We start from the raw sequence: 15,042 nt of genomic DNA on the forward strand, positions 1-15,042 counted from the left end.
ACAAAATAATGTTCGAATATTTATTTTCTCAATATAAAGACTACCCAACTTTTCATGTTGTTTTAGAAATAATTGCTGTAATTTTTGGGTTGCTAAGCGTTTGGTACGCTAAAAAAGATAACATTTTAGTATTCCCAACTGGAATTATAAGCACCTCAATCTACGTGTATTTGTTATGGCAATGGAGCTTATTAGGCGATATGATAATCAACGGATATTATTTTGTAATGAGTTTTTACGGCTGGTATCATTGGACAAGAAAAAAAGGAGACACGGTGGAATTTCCTATTTCGATAATTTCTAATTCCGAAAAACGAATTGCTGTATTTATTTTTATATTTACAGTTTCTGGAGTAGTTTTAGTATATCATTATTTTGATAAATTTACTACTTGGTATGCTTATGTAGACACCTTCATTACGGGAATTTTCTTTGTTGGAATGTGGCTTATGGCCAAAAGAAAAGTCGAAAATTGGATTTACTGGATCATTGGAGATGTAATTTCCATTCCTTTATATTTTTCAAAAGGCTTTACTTTTACAAGTTTTCAATACATAGTATTTACAATAGTTGCCATTTTTGGCTATTTAGAATGGAAGAAAATCTCAGACAGCTCGCTAAAAACGACGGAAATAGAATCATAAAAATTGCGTTATTTGGCCCTGAAAGTACAGGTAAAACTACCTTGTCTAAACAACTTGCTGAATACTACAATACCAAATGGGTTCCTGAATTTGCAAGAGAATATCTTCAGGAAAAATGGGACAATCATCAGCAAATTTGCGACATTGATGACATGCTTCCTATTGCTTATGGGCAAACCAAATTAGAAAACGACACCGTTTTACAGGCAAATAAATATCTTTTTTGCGACACCAATCTTATGGTGACCAAGGTTTTTTCAGAAGTATACTATAATTATTGCGATCCTGCACTTGATAGAGCTGCGCTGGAACACGAGTATGATTTATTTTTTCTTACCAACATTGATGTTCCTTGGGAAAAAGACGATTTGAGAGATAAAGCCGAAGGTAGAGAATCCGTTTTTGGAGTTTTTAAACAATCTTTAATAGACAATAAAAAGCCATTTATAACTCTTTCAGGAGATCAAAAAACACGATTAGAAAAAGCGACAACGATTATAAATGATTTGGCAAAAGCACAAGAAATGGGATTTTCTTCTGTTGATTTTGTTCAAATATATGAATATGGCATTCCTATAGAGAATGTTGAAAAACAACTATCCTATTTCAAAAATGGAATTTCAAAAATTGATTTAGTTAGTCCTGCATTCTTATCATCTGGTATTTTGAAATTATCTGAAAATGATTTCCAACAAAAAGCAGCTTTCTACGATGCGCATAAAGCAAATCTAAAATTAAAGAAATTTGTTCCTGCTTCAGGCGCAGCAACCAGAATGTTTAAATTTTTAAACACCTTTCTTAATGATTTCGACATAGAAAACGAGAGTATAAATGCGTATATCAACAGAAAAAAAGAAAGCAAACTATCTATATTTATTATTGGTTTAGAAAAATTTCCTTTTTTTGAGGCAGTTGACGCAAAATTGCGAGAGGTATTTCCTGACTTTGATTCATTAGAAAGAGACTATAAAAACTATTATTTTATCAAATTACTTTTAGGAGCAGATTTTTTCAACTTTGCAAATAAACCAAAAGCGATTCTTCCTTTTCACAAATACAAAACTCATATCGCAACAGCTTTAGAAGAACACTTGTATGAATGTGCTTATTATTCAAGTTCCAATAAAAAATCACATTTGCATTTTACCGTTTCTGAAGCACATCAAGATCAATTTGAAAACATTGTTGCAACTATAAAAGAGCCAATCGAAAAAAAACTGGATACAAGCATAAATGTTAGTTATTCTTACCAAAACAAAAATACCGATACGCTAGCGGTAAATCCAGACAACAGCCCTTTTAGAAATGAAAACGGCGAATTAGTATTCAGACCTGGCGGACATGGAGCTTTGATTAACAATTTAAACAATCTAGATGCAGATTTAATTTTCATAAAAAACATTGATAACGTTATTCAGAATAACATCAAAAGAATAACTCTTTATAAAAAAGCTTTAGGAGGAATTCTGATGGAATTACAACAGCAAATTTTTTCATATCTAAACGCTATTGACAGTACAGAAATTAAAGCCGAAAACATTGATGAAATAATCTTTTTTGTAACTAAAAAACTGAATGTAGTATTTGATTCTGACTTTGACACATTGCCTTTAGAAGATAAAATTTCTGAATTGAAAAAAACCTTAAACAAGCCAATAAGAGTTTGTGGTATGGTCAAAAATGAAGGAGAACCTGGAGGCGGACCTTTTTGGATAAAAAACAAGAAAGGAGCTGTTTCTCTCCAAATTGTTGAAAGTTCGCAAGTCAATTTAAAAAACAAAAAGCAAGCAAAAATAATGGATAGCGCCACCCACTTTAACCCTGTTGATTTAGTATGTGGTATAAAAAATTATAAAAACGAAAAATTTAATTTGAATGATTTTATAGATCACGAGAGTGGTTTCATAGTTGATAAAAATAGTGCCGGAAAAAACATAAAAGGATATGAATACCCTGGATTATGGAATGGCGCTATGGCGAATTGGCTCACTGTTTTTGTACAAGTTCCTTTAATTACTTTTAATCCGGTAAAAACAGTGAATGACTTATTAAAACCAGCGCATCAACCTCAATAATATTTTCAACACCATAAATGGACCCTCAAAAGATAATTTCAGAGCTACAATACAAAGCGGTACGAAGTAGCGGTGCTGGCGGACAGAACGTGAATAAAGTTTCTACGAAAGTGGTTTTGTCCTTTGATTTGGGAAATTCCAAAGTTTTGTCCCAAGAAGAAAAATTGCTGTTAGAAACCAAACTTTATTCGAGATTAACATCGGAAAAAATACTGATTTTGAATTGTGATGAAGACCGAAGTCAGCTCAAAAATAAAGCGATTGTTACCAAACGTTTTCTTGATATTATAACCGCAGCACTTGTAATTCCGAAAATTAGAAAAGCCACAAAAATTCCAAAATCTGTTATTAGAAAGAGAATTAAGGATAAAAAAAACGTTTCCGACATCAAAAAAAATAGACGAAAACCAGATTTTTAAATTTATTGCAATTCATAATTCATAATTCACAATTTATAATTAATTTTGTCTCGTCTCAAAGGGGTGCTCTAAATAACGAGCTGAGATTATACCCAACGAACCTGAACAGGTAATGCTGTTAAGGGAAAAAATGACAAAACTTAGAGTGCACGCTACATTTTTGTCATAGGAAACAATCATTTATTAATTTAACAAAAGAATAATTCCCCCTTTTATTCGTAATTTTTTTACGGATGAATACTTTATTTTACAAAAAAAGCCAAAAGCTATGCGCTAAGGCACAAAACAAAAGCACATTTATAACTGCTTGCTTCTTCCTTCTAATTTCGTTTGCTTCTTTTTCGCAAGAGAAACAACAAGACTCAACCAAAGTAAATCAACTTGATGAAGTACTGGTTTCGGCAGTTCGTGTGACCACAAAAACACCAGTCAGTTTTAGCAATTTGGACAAAAAGGAAATCAAATTCCGAAATTTAGGACAGGATATTCCAATCTTAATGAATTTTTTACCTTCGGTTGTTACGACTTCAGATGCTGGAAACGGTGTAGGTTACACAGGTATTCGAGTAAGAGGTAGTGATGCAACACGTGTAAATGTAACAATCAATGGAATCCCTTACAACGACTCTGAAAGCCACGGAACCTATTGGGTAAATATGCCTGATTTTGCTTCATCGGTTGAAAGCCTTCAATTGCAGCGCGGTGTAGGAACTTCAACTAATGGAGCAGGAGCTTTTGGTGCGAGTTTAAACATGTTAACTGATTCGTATTCGGGTAAAGCTTCTGGAGAAATCGCGAATTCTTTTGGTAGTTTTAATACCCAAAAACACACTGTGAAATTCAGTAGCGGTTTGATGAATGATCATTTTGAAATCGCAGGTCGATTATCAACATTAAAATCAGATGGTTATGTTGACAGAGGCGCATCGGATTTAAAATCATACTTTTTGCAAGGAACCTATGTTGGCAAAACAACTTTAATTAAGGCGTTGGCTTTTGGTGGAAAAGAAAAAACATATCAATCATGGTATGGAATTGATGGAGAAACTTTAGCAAACAATAGAACTTTCAATTTTGCTGGAATGTTTACGGACGAATTAGGAAATGCTCGTTTTTATGATAATGAAACGGACAATTACCAACAAGATCATTATCAGCTACATTGGAATGAAAAAGTATCCAAAAATTGGAATACTAATTTAGCTTTTCATTATACCAAAGGAAAAGGATATTACGAAGAATATGTAGAAAATCAAGATTTTGCTGACTACGGATTACTTCCTGTAGGCGGTGGAGTTGTTGCAACAGATTTAATTCGTCAAAAATGGTTGGATAATAATTTCTACGGAACAACATTTTCAGCAAATTATAAGGATGAAAAATTAGATCTAATCTTTGGCGGTGGTTATAACAAATACGAAGGAAGTCATTTTGGAAAAGTAATCTGGGCTAGATATGCTTCGCAAAGTGAATTAGGAGATCATTATTATGATAATTTTGGAAGTAAAACCGACGGCAACGTTTTTGCGAAAGCAAATTACCAAATATCAGAGAAATTGAGTTTGTTCGGAGATTTACAACTTAGAAATGTACATTATAAAGTTGACAGTCCAGAAACTGGTTCTGTAAATGACAACTTCAATTTTTTTAATCCAAAGGCCGGATTAAACTACACTATAAATAGCAAAAGTGCAGTATACTTGTCTTATGCCAGAGCAAATCGTGAGCCAAATAGAACGGATTATGAAGGCGGAAATGCTAAACCTGAAAAATTAAATGATTTTGAAATTGGTTGGAGATATGCAGCTGATAAAATAAAATTCAACTCAAATATCTATTACATGGCCTACAAAGACCAATTGATATTAACTGGAAAACTGGATGATGTAGGAAGTCCTATCCGTTCAAACAGCGAAAAAAGTTATCGATTAGGGCTTGAAGTAGATGCAACAATTGCAGTATCTGACCAAATCATCATTAGACCAAACTTTACTTTGAGTAGCAATAAAAATATTGATTTGAATGTAGCTGGAGAAGATTATGGAACAAAAGATATTTCATATTCTCCAGCTGTTATCGCAGGAAACATAATTGTTTACAAACCAACAGAGAACTTTCAAATTTCTCTTTTACAAAAGTATGTTGGAAAACAATATATGAATAACATTGAATTAGCAGATGCTAAATTGGCAAGTTATTTTGTAAATGATTGGAATGTGGCTTATGAAATCAAACCTAAATCTGTTTTCAAATCTATCATAATTACTGGATTAGTAAACAATGTTTTAGACAAAAAATACGTTTCAAACGGATACATGTGGGATGTTTATCCTTATTATTATCCACAAGCTGGAATCAATTTCTTAGCTGGTTTGACCTTGAAATTTTAAATTACTTAGATTATATATTCCCAAAAATCCTGGCTGTTAATTCGGTCAGGATTTTTTGTTTAATTATAAACATGCAACACATTCCCATTTACCTCAACAAGGTATTGCTTCAAGGGATATTGTTTACCTGCGCACAAACCTGTAAATAGACTATAAGAAGATTCATCACAACCACAAATTGCATTTATTCCATTTATTGTCATGGTAGAACAAGAACTCAAATTTTGATTCGGACAAGCGGCATCAAATGCATTATAACCACTACCTGTATTAAAAATAATTATTCCACGAGCACCTTGGGACGGATAATATATGGAATTACTAACATACAATAATTTAGAGTAAGCCGGTAGGCTCATATTAATATCTAATGCAACTGTATAATTAGGAATATAAGGATTCTTATTATTGAAATCATTGTTGCTACATGAAAAAAACAAAGAGAGAAAAAGACCTAAAAAAATGTATTTTTTCATTATTTAATAATTAATTAAAAGAATTAGCGAAACAAATTTAATTTATTTACATTTGAAATGTATATGATTAACATATATTTATAGACTATAAAAAATAATAGTATCTTTGTGGAAAGAAATCCCGTCCTGATGGGATTTTTTCTATTTATATAAACGATGAAGTTATGAGTAAAGTATCTTATTACACCGCAGAAGGTTTAAAAAAATTACGAGAAGAATTAGATTACCTAAAAAGCGTGATGCGCCCTAAGGCATCACAAGATATAGCAGAAGCAAGAGATAAAGGAGATTTGTCTGAAAATGCAGAATACGATGCCGCAAAAGAGGCTCAGGGAATGCTTGAAATGCGAATTGCAAAATTAGAAGAAGTACATTCGAATGCAAGATTAATTGACGAAACTAACTTGGATGTTTCCAAAGTGTTGGTTTTATCAAATGTAAAAATTAAGAATCAAACCAATGGAATGGAAATGAAATATACCTTGGTTGCAGAAAGTGAAGCCGACTTGAAAACAGGAAAAATTTCCGTAACCTCTCCTATCGGGAAAGGATTATTAGGAAAATCTGTGGGTGAAGTTGCCGAAATCACAGTTCCTAATGGTGTTTTAAAATTTGAAATTTTAGAGATTTCTAGAGATTAAAACCTAAAACAAGCATAGTCATGAGTTCTATTTTTACAAAAATTATAAAAGGAGAAATTCCTTGCTACAAAATTACAGAAGATGATAATTTTATAGCATTTTTAGATGTAAATCCAAATGCTAAAGGACATACTCTTTGCATTCCAAAGCAAGAAATCAATAAAATCTTTGATATCGAAGATGATTTATATATTGGGCTAATGCAGTTTTCCAAAAAAGTTGCAATTGCATTAGAAAAAACAGTTCCTTGTAAAAGAATCGGAATGGCTGTTATAGGCCTTGAAGTACCTCATGCCCATGTTCACCTTATTCCTTTGAACGAAATGGACGAAATGCGATTTCAGAATAAGGTTTCTATGACTAAAGAAGAATTTGAAGCTTTGGCAAAAAGCATTCAAAATAATTTATAATTAAATACATGTCTCGAAATTTCGGGACATTTGTTTTTTTAGGAAAATCTCAAACCAAATGAAAAGCAGTTTTTTATTTTTGTCTTTGTTATATACACTTTTAAGCTTTGGTCAAGTTAAAGTAGACTATACTTTGATTGATAAAAAAATTACTGCAATTCCTCAATCAGAAACGCAATCTGCCACAGATATTGCTCGTTATATTGATTCTAATTTTAAAACTGAAGACGATAAAATTCGAACTATTTTTTATTGGATTACATCAAATATTAGCTACGATATCGCTAATATGTATCAAGTTGATTTTGAGAACAACACTTCCAAAAGAATAACAAAAACATTAAAAACAAAAAAAGGAATTTGTGCAGACTATTCCATGCTATTTCATGAAATTGCTAGTTTAACAGGTATAAAATCCTTTGTAATTGAAGGATATACCAAACAAAATGGCAAAATAGATGTACTTTCACATGCTTGGTGTGCTGCTAAAATTAACAATGAATGGTATTTATTTGATCCAACTTGGGGCTCAGGGTATGTAAACAATAACAAGTACACCCGAAAAATCAATAATCTTTATTACAAAGTAGCGCCTTCGCAAATGATATCTTCGCACATACCATTTGATTACTTATGGCAATTTCTGAATTACCCTATAACAAATCAAGAATTTATAAACGGTAAAACCCAAATCAATAAATCAAAGAAAAAATTTGATTTTATAAGCGAAATTTCCAGATATGAATCTTTACCTAAAACGGATCAATTATTCGAATCTGCAACAAGAATTGAGGAAAATGGAATAAAAAATCAATTAATTTCACAAGCGTATGCCTACACAAAAACAGCTTGGAACAACGAACGCGAAAATGAAATTACGACTAAATACAATGCAATTGTAACCGAATTTAACGAAGCTATAAATGAGTTAAACGACTTTATTTATTATCGAAATAATAAATTCAAGCCCTTGCTACCCGATGAAGAAATTAAAGCAAAGATTCAAATTCCAAATGATAAATTTAAAAAATGTCAAGAGGCACTTTCGCTAATGACTTTTTCTGATCCAAAAAATGCTAATAACTTTAATGCTATGAAAAAATCAGTTGCTGATGGATTAGCTGAATCTGAAATGCATTTAAAGTTTGTAAACGATTATTTGAGTAAAAGCAAGTTGATACGCAAAACTATGTTTACTAAAGTTTCGTGGTTTGGAATCCCATTAAACTAATTCACTTTTTTTCAGACTTACTTGCATTGTTGTCCCTTTCCCTATTTCGGAATGCAGCACTTTTATCGTTCCTTTATGGTATTCTTCCACAATTCTTTTAGTTAAAGAAAGTCCTAATCCCCAACCTCTTTTTTTGGTTGTAAAACCTGGTTCAAAGACTGTTTTAAATTGTTTTTTTTGAATTCCTCCTCCAGTATCCGAAACATTTATTTTGACATAATCGTCTTCTTCAAAAATCTCCAAGGCAACTTTTCCTTTGCCTTTCATCGCATCGATTGCGTTTTTAACTAAATTTTCAATAGTCCAACTATGTAAAGTAGTATTGAGAGAAACCATAATGGTATCTTTTGGTGCTTTAAAAGAAAACTCAACTTGTTTTGAAAATCGAGATTGTAAATAATCATACGATTGAAATGTTTCTTGAATAATATCTTTACGTTCTAATTTAGGCTCAGAGCCAATTTTCGAAAATCGGTCCGTTATGGTTTGCAAACGCTCGATATCTTTTTCAATTTCAAAAGTCGTTGATTCCGCTACATGTTCCGCTTTCAAAAGTTCCACCCATCCAATCAGTGAAGATAATGGCGTCCCGATTTGATGCGCTGTTTCTTTAGCCATTCCTGCCCATAGCTTATTTTGGGTAGCCATTTTGGTACTTCTGTAAAAATTATAGACTAATCCTCCAAACAAAACAATGATTAGTAACAATGCAATGGGATAGTATTTGAGTTTATTCAATAATGCCGAATTTCCATAATAAAGCTTTTGAAATTTCCCTGGAGCATATTCAATTATTATCGGTTCATTTTCATTCTTCAAATTGGATAAAAATTCAGTTGCAGACTGTTTGTTGTTTACAATTGCTTCATCGATATTTACCGTATTAATAATTCTGTCTTTTTCGGTTAAAATAATAGGGATTGAAGTATTATTACTAAATATCTGAAGCGGAAGTTCAACATCAGTGTTAGATCCTGCATTAATTAATGTTTTTTGTGCATTAGCCCAAAGACTCATTTTTAAACGTTCTTCATTTTTGAAAATTTGAAAAAAAGTATAGGTATTCCAAAGAATTAATGAAATAATTAAAAAAGAAGCAAAAATGATAACCCAACGTGTTAAATTTCTTTGATCTGAAAAAGACATAAAATAAATTTTGATTATAAATATAACGAAATAATTATAAAAAGATTTTAGACTATTTTGAAATTCCTATTGATTTAACACCTAGTTCGATACCAAAAGCCTCGTTTTTGATAGGAATTATTTATGCAAATTAGGAAATACAGAAGCCTTGTCTACAACAGAAGAAGTTAGTATATTTGTAGAAGAAAATTTTATGCTAAAAAGCATTTAAGCTCAGATACTACTGAAAAAGCAACTTTCAGAGCCTAAATACCTAAGCAACAATACGTACTAGCGATATAGAAAGTACTTTTGACAAAGAAAAAATAAAACAAAAATAAAAAACAACAAAGATGGAAGTTACAGGGAAAATAAAAATGATTGACCAAACTAAAGAGGTTGGTTCAGCAGGATTCAAAAAAAGAGATGTTGTTGTTACAACAGACGAACAATATCCACAACATATTTTAGTACAATTTGTTCAAGACAAATGTGACTTATTAAATAATTTTCAAGTAGGAGAACCTGTTAAAATTGACATCAATTTAAGAGGTCGTGAATGGACTAATCCACAAGGTGAAACTGTTTATTTCAACACAATACAAGGATGGAGAATTGCAAAACTTCAAGCTGAAGCTCCTTCTGCTCAAACTCCTCCTATGCCAGCTGCTGAAGCTTTTGCTCCTGCAACAAACTTAAACGAAGACGAACCAGACGATTTGCCATTTTAATTGAAAAATGCATAAACCATACTAAAACCCGATAACTAAATCAGTTGTCGGGTTTTGTTTTTTAGTTGAAAAGGAAAGAAATCAAACTTCTATTTCGAACTATTTTTTATTGAAAATTTAAAATAAAAAACGAAATTAAATCACTATATTTGAGTTAGTTATATTAAATCCAATTGTTTTATTATTTATCTAAATCAATAAAAAATGGAAAATCTAAACTTCACTATCTCTACGGATTTATTAGCATCACCCGTCCAACGTTTTTTTAATTTAATCATTGACTTACTCATTATATATGCTATACTTCTTGGTATAGAAACAACAATAAAAATAATTTCAGACGTTACTAACAGTCGGTTTTTATCAGAGGAAATTGAAAATTTAGATCTTATCGATCAATGTGTAATAGGGATTATAATTGCTATTTTATATTATAGTCTAACTGAAATTTATTTTTCTAGATCATTAGCAAAATATTTTACAAAAACTGTTGTAACAATGAAAGACGGCTCAAAACCGGATAATAAAACCATTTTTATGCGTACTTTTTGCAGATTAATTCCAATCGATTTTTTAACTTTCTTAAAAATTCCAGCTCGAGGTTGGCATGATACTATTTCAGGAACTTATGTAGTAAAAAAACATCCTTTTGTAGAAAAAAAGGGATGGTTTTAATATTCTCAAATTAAGAAAAGACACCATTTTAAATAAAATCAGCTATCTATTTTGATGGCTGTTTTTATTTTACGCCAATTCATCTTTCTCTTTGTACATTTGTAAATCAGAAATAAGACAAAACCATTAATATAAAATCCAAGCATGAACTGGGAACAACTTTTATCATTAAAAAGACAAGGCGACAAAGGCAAGAGATTGCGTATAGAACAAGACGATACAAGATTAGGATTTGAAGTCGATTACGATAGAATCATTTTCTCGTCTGCTTTTAGAAGTTTACAAGATAAAACACAAGTTATTCCGCTTTCAAAAACTGATTTTGTTCACACCAGACTAACACATAGTTTAGAAGTTTCAGTAGTGGGTCGTTCATTAGGAAGATTAGTAGGTAAAAAAATAATCGAAAAATACCCGCATCTAAAAGAAGTTCATGGCTATCATATGAATGACTTTGGAGCCATTGTCGCTGCCGCTTCTTTGGCACATGACATTGGAAATCCTCCTTTTGGTCATTCGGGTGAAAAAGCAATAGGCGAATATTTTTCTATTGGAAACGGACAACAATTCAAAGACCAATTATCTCCAAAACAATGGCAAGATTTAGTCGATTTTGAAGGAAATGCAAATGGCTTCTCTGTGCTTACGGCTAGTCGCCCAGGAATTGAAGGTGGACTGCGCATATCGTATGCTACTTTGGGCGCTTTTATGAAATACCCAAAAGAAAGTTTGCCTAAAAAACCAACAAAAAATATTGCAGACAAAAAATATGGTTTTTTCCAAACCGACAAAGACTTCTTTCAAGATGTTGCTGCTGATATGGGGATGATTCCAAATAAATCAGGAAATGATATTGGTTTTGAAAGACATCCATTAGCTTATTTAGTCGAAGCTGCTGATGATATTTGTTATACCATTATTGATTTTGAAGACGGGATAAATTTAGGATTAGTACAAGAAGAATTTGCTTTGGAATACTTGATAAAACTAGTAAAAGACGCTATCGATACTGCTAAATACAAAACACTAACTACTAAAGAAGACCGCATTAGTTACTTAAGAGCATTGGCAATTGGAAGTTTGATTAATGATGCAGTAAAAGTATTTATCGAAAATGAAGCAGCCATTTTAAACGGTAATTTCCCTTATGCTTTAACCGATAAAAGCAAGTTTAAAGCCCAAATGGACGACATTATCAATATCAGTGTAAAAAATATTTATCAGAGCCGAGAAGTAATCGAAAAAGAGATTGTAGGATACCAAATTATTCAAACTTTACTGGATAAATTTATAACAGCTTTCAATAATAAATACAACGGAACGGCTTCAAATTATGATAAATTAATTTTGAAAATGTTGCCTGAAAAACATGATTTAGAAAAAGACAATGTGTACGAAAGATTGCTTCATATATGCCATTATGTTTCTATGCTAACAGATGGAAATGCATTGGAACTTTACGACACAATTAACGGCAGAAAAAAAACCTAATTAGATTACTAATTAGGTTTTTACTTCTATAATTTGTGTTTTATCTAAAAAACACCTTTTATTTAGAAAATTATTTTACTCGAATAACAAAATAATTTTTCTTTCCACTTTGTAATAAAACAAATTGATTGTTAATCAAATCTTTGGATGAAAGCACAAATTCTTCGGTAACTTTTTCTCTATTCACTGAAATAGAATTAGCGGTCAACGCTCTTCTCGCTTCTCCATTTGATTTAAAAAATCCTGTTTTTTCATTCAAAACAGTTACAATATCAAGTCCACTTTCGATTTCTGATTTTGCAATTTCAGCTTGAGGAACTCCGTCAAAAACTTCCAAGAAAGTAGCTTCATCTAATTGTTTCAAATCTTCAGCAGTTGCATTTCCAAAAAGAATTCCAGATGCTTTAATGGCGTTTTCTAAATCGGCAGCAGAATGTACCATTACAGTAATTTCTTCCGCTAAACGCTTTTGTAACAAACGTAAATGCGGTGCTTCTCTGTGTTTCTCCGTTAAATCCTGTATTTCTTCTTTGGATAAAAAAGTAAAAATCTTAATGTATTTCTCTGCATCAATATCAGAAGTATTCAACCAATATTGGTAAAATTTATACGGAGAAGTTCTAGCCGCATCCAACCAAATATTCCCTCCTTCGGATTTTCCAAACTTAGTTCCATCCGCTTTTGTAATCAATGGACAAGTCAATGCATAGGCCTTTCCGCTGGCTATTCTACGAACTAATTCAGTTCCCGTAGTTATATTTCCCCATTGGTCACTTCCACCCATTTGAAGCGTACATTTTTTCTCTCTATACAAATGCAAAAAGTCATATCCTTGAACCAATTGATAGGTAAACTCTGTGAATGACATTCCTTCGGCAGCTTCTGAAGACAATCGTTTCTTTACAGAATCTTTTGCCATCATATAATTGACGGTAATATGTTTACCAACATCACGAATAAAATCAAGAAAAGAAAAATTCTTCATCCAGTCGTAATTATTCACTAACTCAGCTGCATTAGCTGCATCCGATGTGAAATCTAGAAAACGAGATAATTGTTCTTTTATAGCTTCTTGATTGTGACGTAAAGTTGCTTCATCCAATAAATTTCTCTCATTCGATTTTCCAGACGGATCACCAATCATTCCTGTTGCTCCACCAACTAATGCTAATGGTTTGTGTCCAGATATTTGGAAATGCTTTAACAACATAACTCCAACTAAATGTCCTATATGCAATGAATCTGCAGTTGGGTCAATCCCCACATACGCCACACGCATTTGTTCCATCAAATGTTCTTCTGTGCCTGGCATAACATCGTGGAGCATTCCTCTCCAAGTCACTTCTTCAATAAAATTCTTCATTTTTCAATCAATTTACTTTCGTCAATTCAGCCTTTCAGGCTTCGTGTGGGCAAAGATAGTAATTCGAAAAGCAATGGCAATATCAATTTTAATGGCAATTTCAATTTGTAAACCAAAAATCGCAATTCGTAACTCGTAATTCGTAAATTCGCAAAATGGTTTTAGTAACAGGAGGAACAGGATTAGTTGGTGCTCATATATTGCTTCATTTGATTGAAAATGATGAAAATGTACGTGCCATTTATCGAAGTATATCTTCTATTGAAAAAACAAAATCTCTTTTTGCTTTATATCAAAAAGCTACTTTATTTGAAAAAATAGAATGGGTTCAGGCTGATATTATTGATGTTCCCTCATTAGAAAATGTTTTTGATGATATAGAATATGTATATCATTGTGCCGCATTAATTTCATTTGACCCAAAAGACGAAGATTTAATTCGCAAAACTAACATCGAAGGAACAGCTAATATTGTGAATTTTTGCATTGCTAAAGACATAAAAAAATTATGTTTTATAAGCTCTATCGCAGCCCTTGGTGATTTAGGACCACAAGAAAAAATGATTTCAGAAACCACAGAATGGAATCCAGAAAAACCACATAGTGATTATGCTATTTCAAAATATGGTGCTGAAATGGAAGTTTGGCGTGGACAACAAGAAGGGCTTAATGTAATTATTGTTAATCCTGGAGTTATACTTGGCCCTGGTTTTAGAGAACAAGGAAGCGGAAAACTTTTTACAGAAGTAGCTAAAGGACTTTCTTTTTATACTTTGGGAAAAACCGGCTTTGTTGCAGTAACTGACGTAGTTAGAATGGCTTTTGAATTAATGAAAAGTTCAATTACTAACGATCGTTTTACTCTTGTTGCCGAAAATATGGTCTTCAAAGAAGTATTAGACGCAATAGCCGATGGTTTAAAAGTAAAAAAAACTAGAATTCACGCAAAACCTATATTAACTGAAATTTATTGGAGAATAGATTGGTTTTTGGCTACTTTTTTATTCAAGAAAAGAAGTTTTACAAGAGCTAACGCAAAAGCTTCTTATTCGAAAAACTTATATTCGAATGAAAAAATAAAAGCTGTTTTAAATACGGAATTCACCCATATCAATACTTACATAAATACCATTTCTGGTTTATAATTTTACCTGTATACAGCTTCATTTTATAAAAAATCAATTCGTAAATTGTCTTTTTGATTAAAATATTTAGGCATAAAAAAAGCCTCTCAATTACTTGAGAGGCTTTATGTTGGTCTACAAGGACTCGAACCTTGAAAGACTGCACCAAAAACAGTTGTGTTACCATTACACCATAGACCAGCAGTGCTGTTAAGCGAGTGCAAATTTAATACAAAATTTAATTTCT

General features: G+C 31.9%; 14 protein-coding genes, 1 tRNA gene and 1 riboswitch. Of the genes, 11 read left to right on the forward strand and 4 right to left on the reverse strand.

What is annotated here, in order from left to right; all coding sequences use genetic code 11:
* The first annotated feature begins 8 nt into the window (after window positions 1–8).
* The 4 genes from pnuC (at window position 9) to C8C88_RS04710 (ending at window position 5,528) form a co-directional block, all read left to right on the forward strand.
* Window positions 9–644: a nicotinamide riboside transporter PnuC gene (gene pnuC, locus C8C88_RS04695; RefSeq protein ID WP_121337005.1), complete on the forward strand. Its 636-nt coding sequence runs from the start codon at window positions 9–11 to the stop codon at window positions 642–644.
* A complete protein-coding gene (locus C8C88_RS04700; protein ID WP_121337006.1) occupies window positions 593–2,719 on the forward strand; it encodes a DUF4301 family protein in 2,127 nt (708 codons plus the stop codon). The genes pnuC and C8C88_RS04700 overlap by 52 nt, the downstream gene beginning before the upstream one ends.
* A gap of 17 nt (window positions 2,720–2,736) precedes the next feature.
* Entirely contained in the window at window positions 2,737–3,138 is a 402-nt protein-coding gene (arfB, locus tag C8C88_RS04705; RefSeq protein WP_121337007.1) for an alternative ribosome rescue aminoacyl-tRNA hydrolase ArfB, read from the forward strand.
* 49 nt (window positions 3,139–3,187) lie between these two features.
* Window positions 3,188–3,281, forward strand: a riboswitch (TPP riboswitch).
* A 90-nt stretch (window positions 3,282–3,371) separates the two neighbouring features.
* Window positions 3,372–5,528, forward strand: a complete 2,157-nt coding sequence (locus C8C88_RS04710; protein ID WP_121337008.1) for a TonB-dependent receptor — start codon at window positions 3,372–3,374, stop codon at window positions 5,526–5,528.
* 59 nt (window positions 5,529–5,587) lie between these two features.
* Here C8C88_RS04710 and C8C88_RS04715 read toward each other — a convergent pair whose 3' ends face one another.
* The gene (locus C8C88_RS04715) at window positions 5,588–6,004 is read right to left on the reverse strand and encodes a hypothetical protein (RefSeq protein ID WP_121337009.1); all 417 of its coding nucleotides are present in this window, start codon (window positions 6,002–6,004) and stop codon (window positions 5,588–5,590) included.
* Between the two features lie 164 nt (window positions 6,005–6,168).
* On the opposite strand from C8C88_RS04715, the gene greA reads away from it, so the two are divergent.
* The 3 genes from greA to C8C88_RS04730 are packed head-to-tail and all read left to right on the forward strand — an operon-like array spanning window position 6,169 to window position 8,286.
* On the forward strand, window positions 6,169–6,645 hold the full coding sequence (gene greA / locus C8C88_RS04720; protein ID WP_121337010.1) for a transcription elongation factor GreA: 477 nt from the start codon (window positions 6,169–6,171) through the stop codon (window positions 6,643–6,645).
* A gap of 20 nt (window positions 6,646–6,665) precedes the next feature.
* Window positions 6,666–7,055: an HIT family protein gene (locus tag C8C88_RS04725; RefSeq protein WP_121337011.1), complete on the forward strand. Its 390-nt coding sequence runs from the start codon at window positions 6,666–6,668 to the stop codon at window positions 7,053–7,055.
* Between the two features lie 58 nt (window positions 7,056–7,113).
* A complete protein-coding gene (locus tag C8C88_RS04730) occupies window positions 7,114–8,286 on the forward strand; it encodes a transglutaminase domain-containing protein (RefSeq protein ID WP_121337012.1) in 1,173 nt (390 codons plus the stop codon).
* Here the strand turns inward: C8C88_RS04730 and C8C88_RS04735 are convergent.
* Entirely contained in the window at window positions 8,278–9,432 is a 1,155-nt protein-coding gene (locus tag C8C88_RS04735; protein ID WP_121337013.1) for a PAS domain-containing sensor histidine kinase, read from the reverse strand. The two genes, C8C88_RS04730 and C8C88_RS04735, sit on opposite strands and share 9 nt — an antisense overlap.
* 332 nt (window positions 9,433–9,764) lie before the next feature.
* Here C8C88_RS04735 and C8C88_RS04740 point away from each other — a divergent pair, with 332 nt between their 5' ends.
* The 3 genes from C8C88_RS04740 to C8C88_RS04750 all read left to right on the forward strand — a co-directional run bounded on the left by C8C88_RS04740 (window position 9,765) and on the right by C8C88_RS04750 (window position 12,308).
* Window positions 9,765–10,142 (forward strand): DUF3127 domain-containing protein, encoded by a 378-nt coding sequence (locus C8C88_RS04740; RefSeq protein WP_121337014.1) that lies wholly within the window; start codon window positions 9,765–9,767, stop codon window positions 10,140–10,142.
* A 204-nt stretch (window positions 10,143–10,346) separates the two neighbouring features.
* Window positions 10,347–10,817, forward strand: coding sequence for an RDD family protein (locus C8C88_RS04745; protein WP_121337015.1), 471 nt, complete (start codon window positions 10,347–10,349; stop codon window positions 10,815–10,817).
* A gap of 144 nt (window positions 10,818–10,961) precedes the next feature.
* On the forward strand, window positions 10,962–12,308 hold the full coding sequence (locus C8C88_RS04750) for a deoxyguanosinetriphosphate triphosphohydrolase (RefSeq protein WP_121337016.1): 1,347 nt from the start codon (window positions 10,962–10,964) through the stop codon (window positions 12,306–12,308).
* 70 nt (window positions 12,309–12,378) lie between these two features.
* Here C8C88_RS04750 and tyrS read toward each other — a convergent pair whose 3' ends face one another.
* Complete coding sequence (gene tyrS, locus C8C88_RS04755; protein WP_121337017.1) at window positions 12,379–13,671, reverse strand: tyrosine--tRNA ligase; 1,293 nt, start codon at window positions 13,669–13,671, stop codon at window positions 12,379–12,381.
* 155 nt (window positions 13,672–13,826) lie between these two features.
* Here tyrS and C8C88_RS04760 point away from each other — a divergent pair, with 155 nt between their 5' ends.
* Window positions 13,827–14,816 carry an NAD-dependent epimerase/dehydratase family protein gene (locus tag C8C88_RS04760; protein ID WP_121337018.1) on the forward strand — a complete coding sequence of 330 codons (990 nt, stop codon included), beginning with the start codon at window positions 13,827–13,829 and terminating at the stop codon, window positions 14,814–14,816.
* A gap of 109 nt (window positions 14,817–14,925) precedes the next feature.
* Here C8C88_RS04760 and C8C88_RS04765 read toward each other — a convergent pair.
* Window positions 14,926–14,996: transfer RNA gene (locus C8C88_RS04765), tRNA-Gln, on the reverse strand.
* Window positions 14,997–15,042: the final 46 nt, after the last annotated feature.

It is taken from the genome of Flavobacterium sp. 123, from assembly GCF_003634825.1.
In the GTDB taxonomy this organism is placed as follows: Bacteria; Bacteroidota; Bacteroidia; order Flavobacteriales; family Flavobacteriaceae; genus Flavobacterium.

What these genes read in the sequence shown, in the direction of transcription:
- C8C88_RS04740 (WP_121337014.1), top strand. Translation starts at nt 9,765, where the DNA reads ATGGAAGTTACAGGGAAAATAAAAATGATTGACCAAACTAAAGAGGTT.
- arfB (WP_121337007.1), top strand. Translation starts at nt 2,737, where the DNA reads ATGGACCCTCAAAAGATAATTTCAGAGCTACAATACAAAGCGGTACGA.
- C8C88_RS04750 (WP_121337016.1), top strand. Translation starts at nt 10,962, where the DNA reads ATGAACTGGGAACAACTTTTATCATTAAAAAGACAAGGCGACAAAGGC.
- C8C88_RS04715 (WP_121337009.1), bottom strand. Translation starts at nt 6,004, where the DNA reads ATGAAAAAATACATTTTTTTAGGTCTTTTTCTCTCTTTGTTTTTTTCA.
- tyrS (WP_121337017.1), bottom strand. Translation starts at nt 13,671, where the DNA reads ATGAAGAATTTTATTGAAGAAGTGACTTGGAGAGGAATGCTCCACGAT.
- C8C88_RS04735 (WP_121337013.1), bottom strand. Translation starts at nt 9,432, where the DNA reads ATGTCTTTTTCAGATCAAAGAAATTTAACACGTTGGGTTATCATTTTT.
- C8C88_RS04710 (WP_121337008.1), top strand. Translation starts at nt 3,372, where the DNA reads ATGAATACTTTATTTTACAAAAAAAGCCAAAAGCTATGCGCTAAGGCA.
- C8C88_RS04730 (WP_121337012.1), top strand. Translation starts at nt 7,114, where the DNA reads ATGAAAAGCAGTTTTTTATTTTTGTCTTTGTTATATACACTTTTAAGC.
- C8C88_RS04700 (WP_121337006.1), top strand. Translation starts at nt 593, where the DNA reads ATGGAAGAAAATCTCAGACAGCTCGCTAAAAACGACGGAAATAGAATC.
- greA (WP_121337010.1), top strand. Translation starts at nt 6,169, where the DNA reads ATGAGTAAAGTATCTTATTACACCGCAGAAGGTTTAAAAAAATTACGA.
- C8C88_RS04725 (WP_121337011.1), top strand. Translation starts at nt 6,666, where the DNA reads ATGAGTTCTATTTTTACAAAAATTATAAAAGGAGAAATTCCTTGCTAC.
- C8C88_RS04745 (WP_121337015.1), top strand. Translation starts at nt 10,347, where the DNA reads ATGGAAAATCTAAACTTCACTATCTCTACGGATTTATTAGCATCACCC.
- pnuC (WP_121337005.1), top strand. Translation starts at nt 9, where the DNA reads ATGTTCGAATATTTATTTTCTCAATATAAAGACTACCCAACTTTTCAT.
- C8C88_RS04760 (WP_121337018.1), top strand. Translation starts at nt 13,827, where the DNA reads ATGGTTTTAGTAACAGGAGGAACAGGATTAGTTGGTGCTCATATATTG.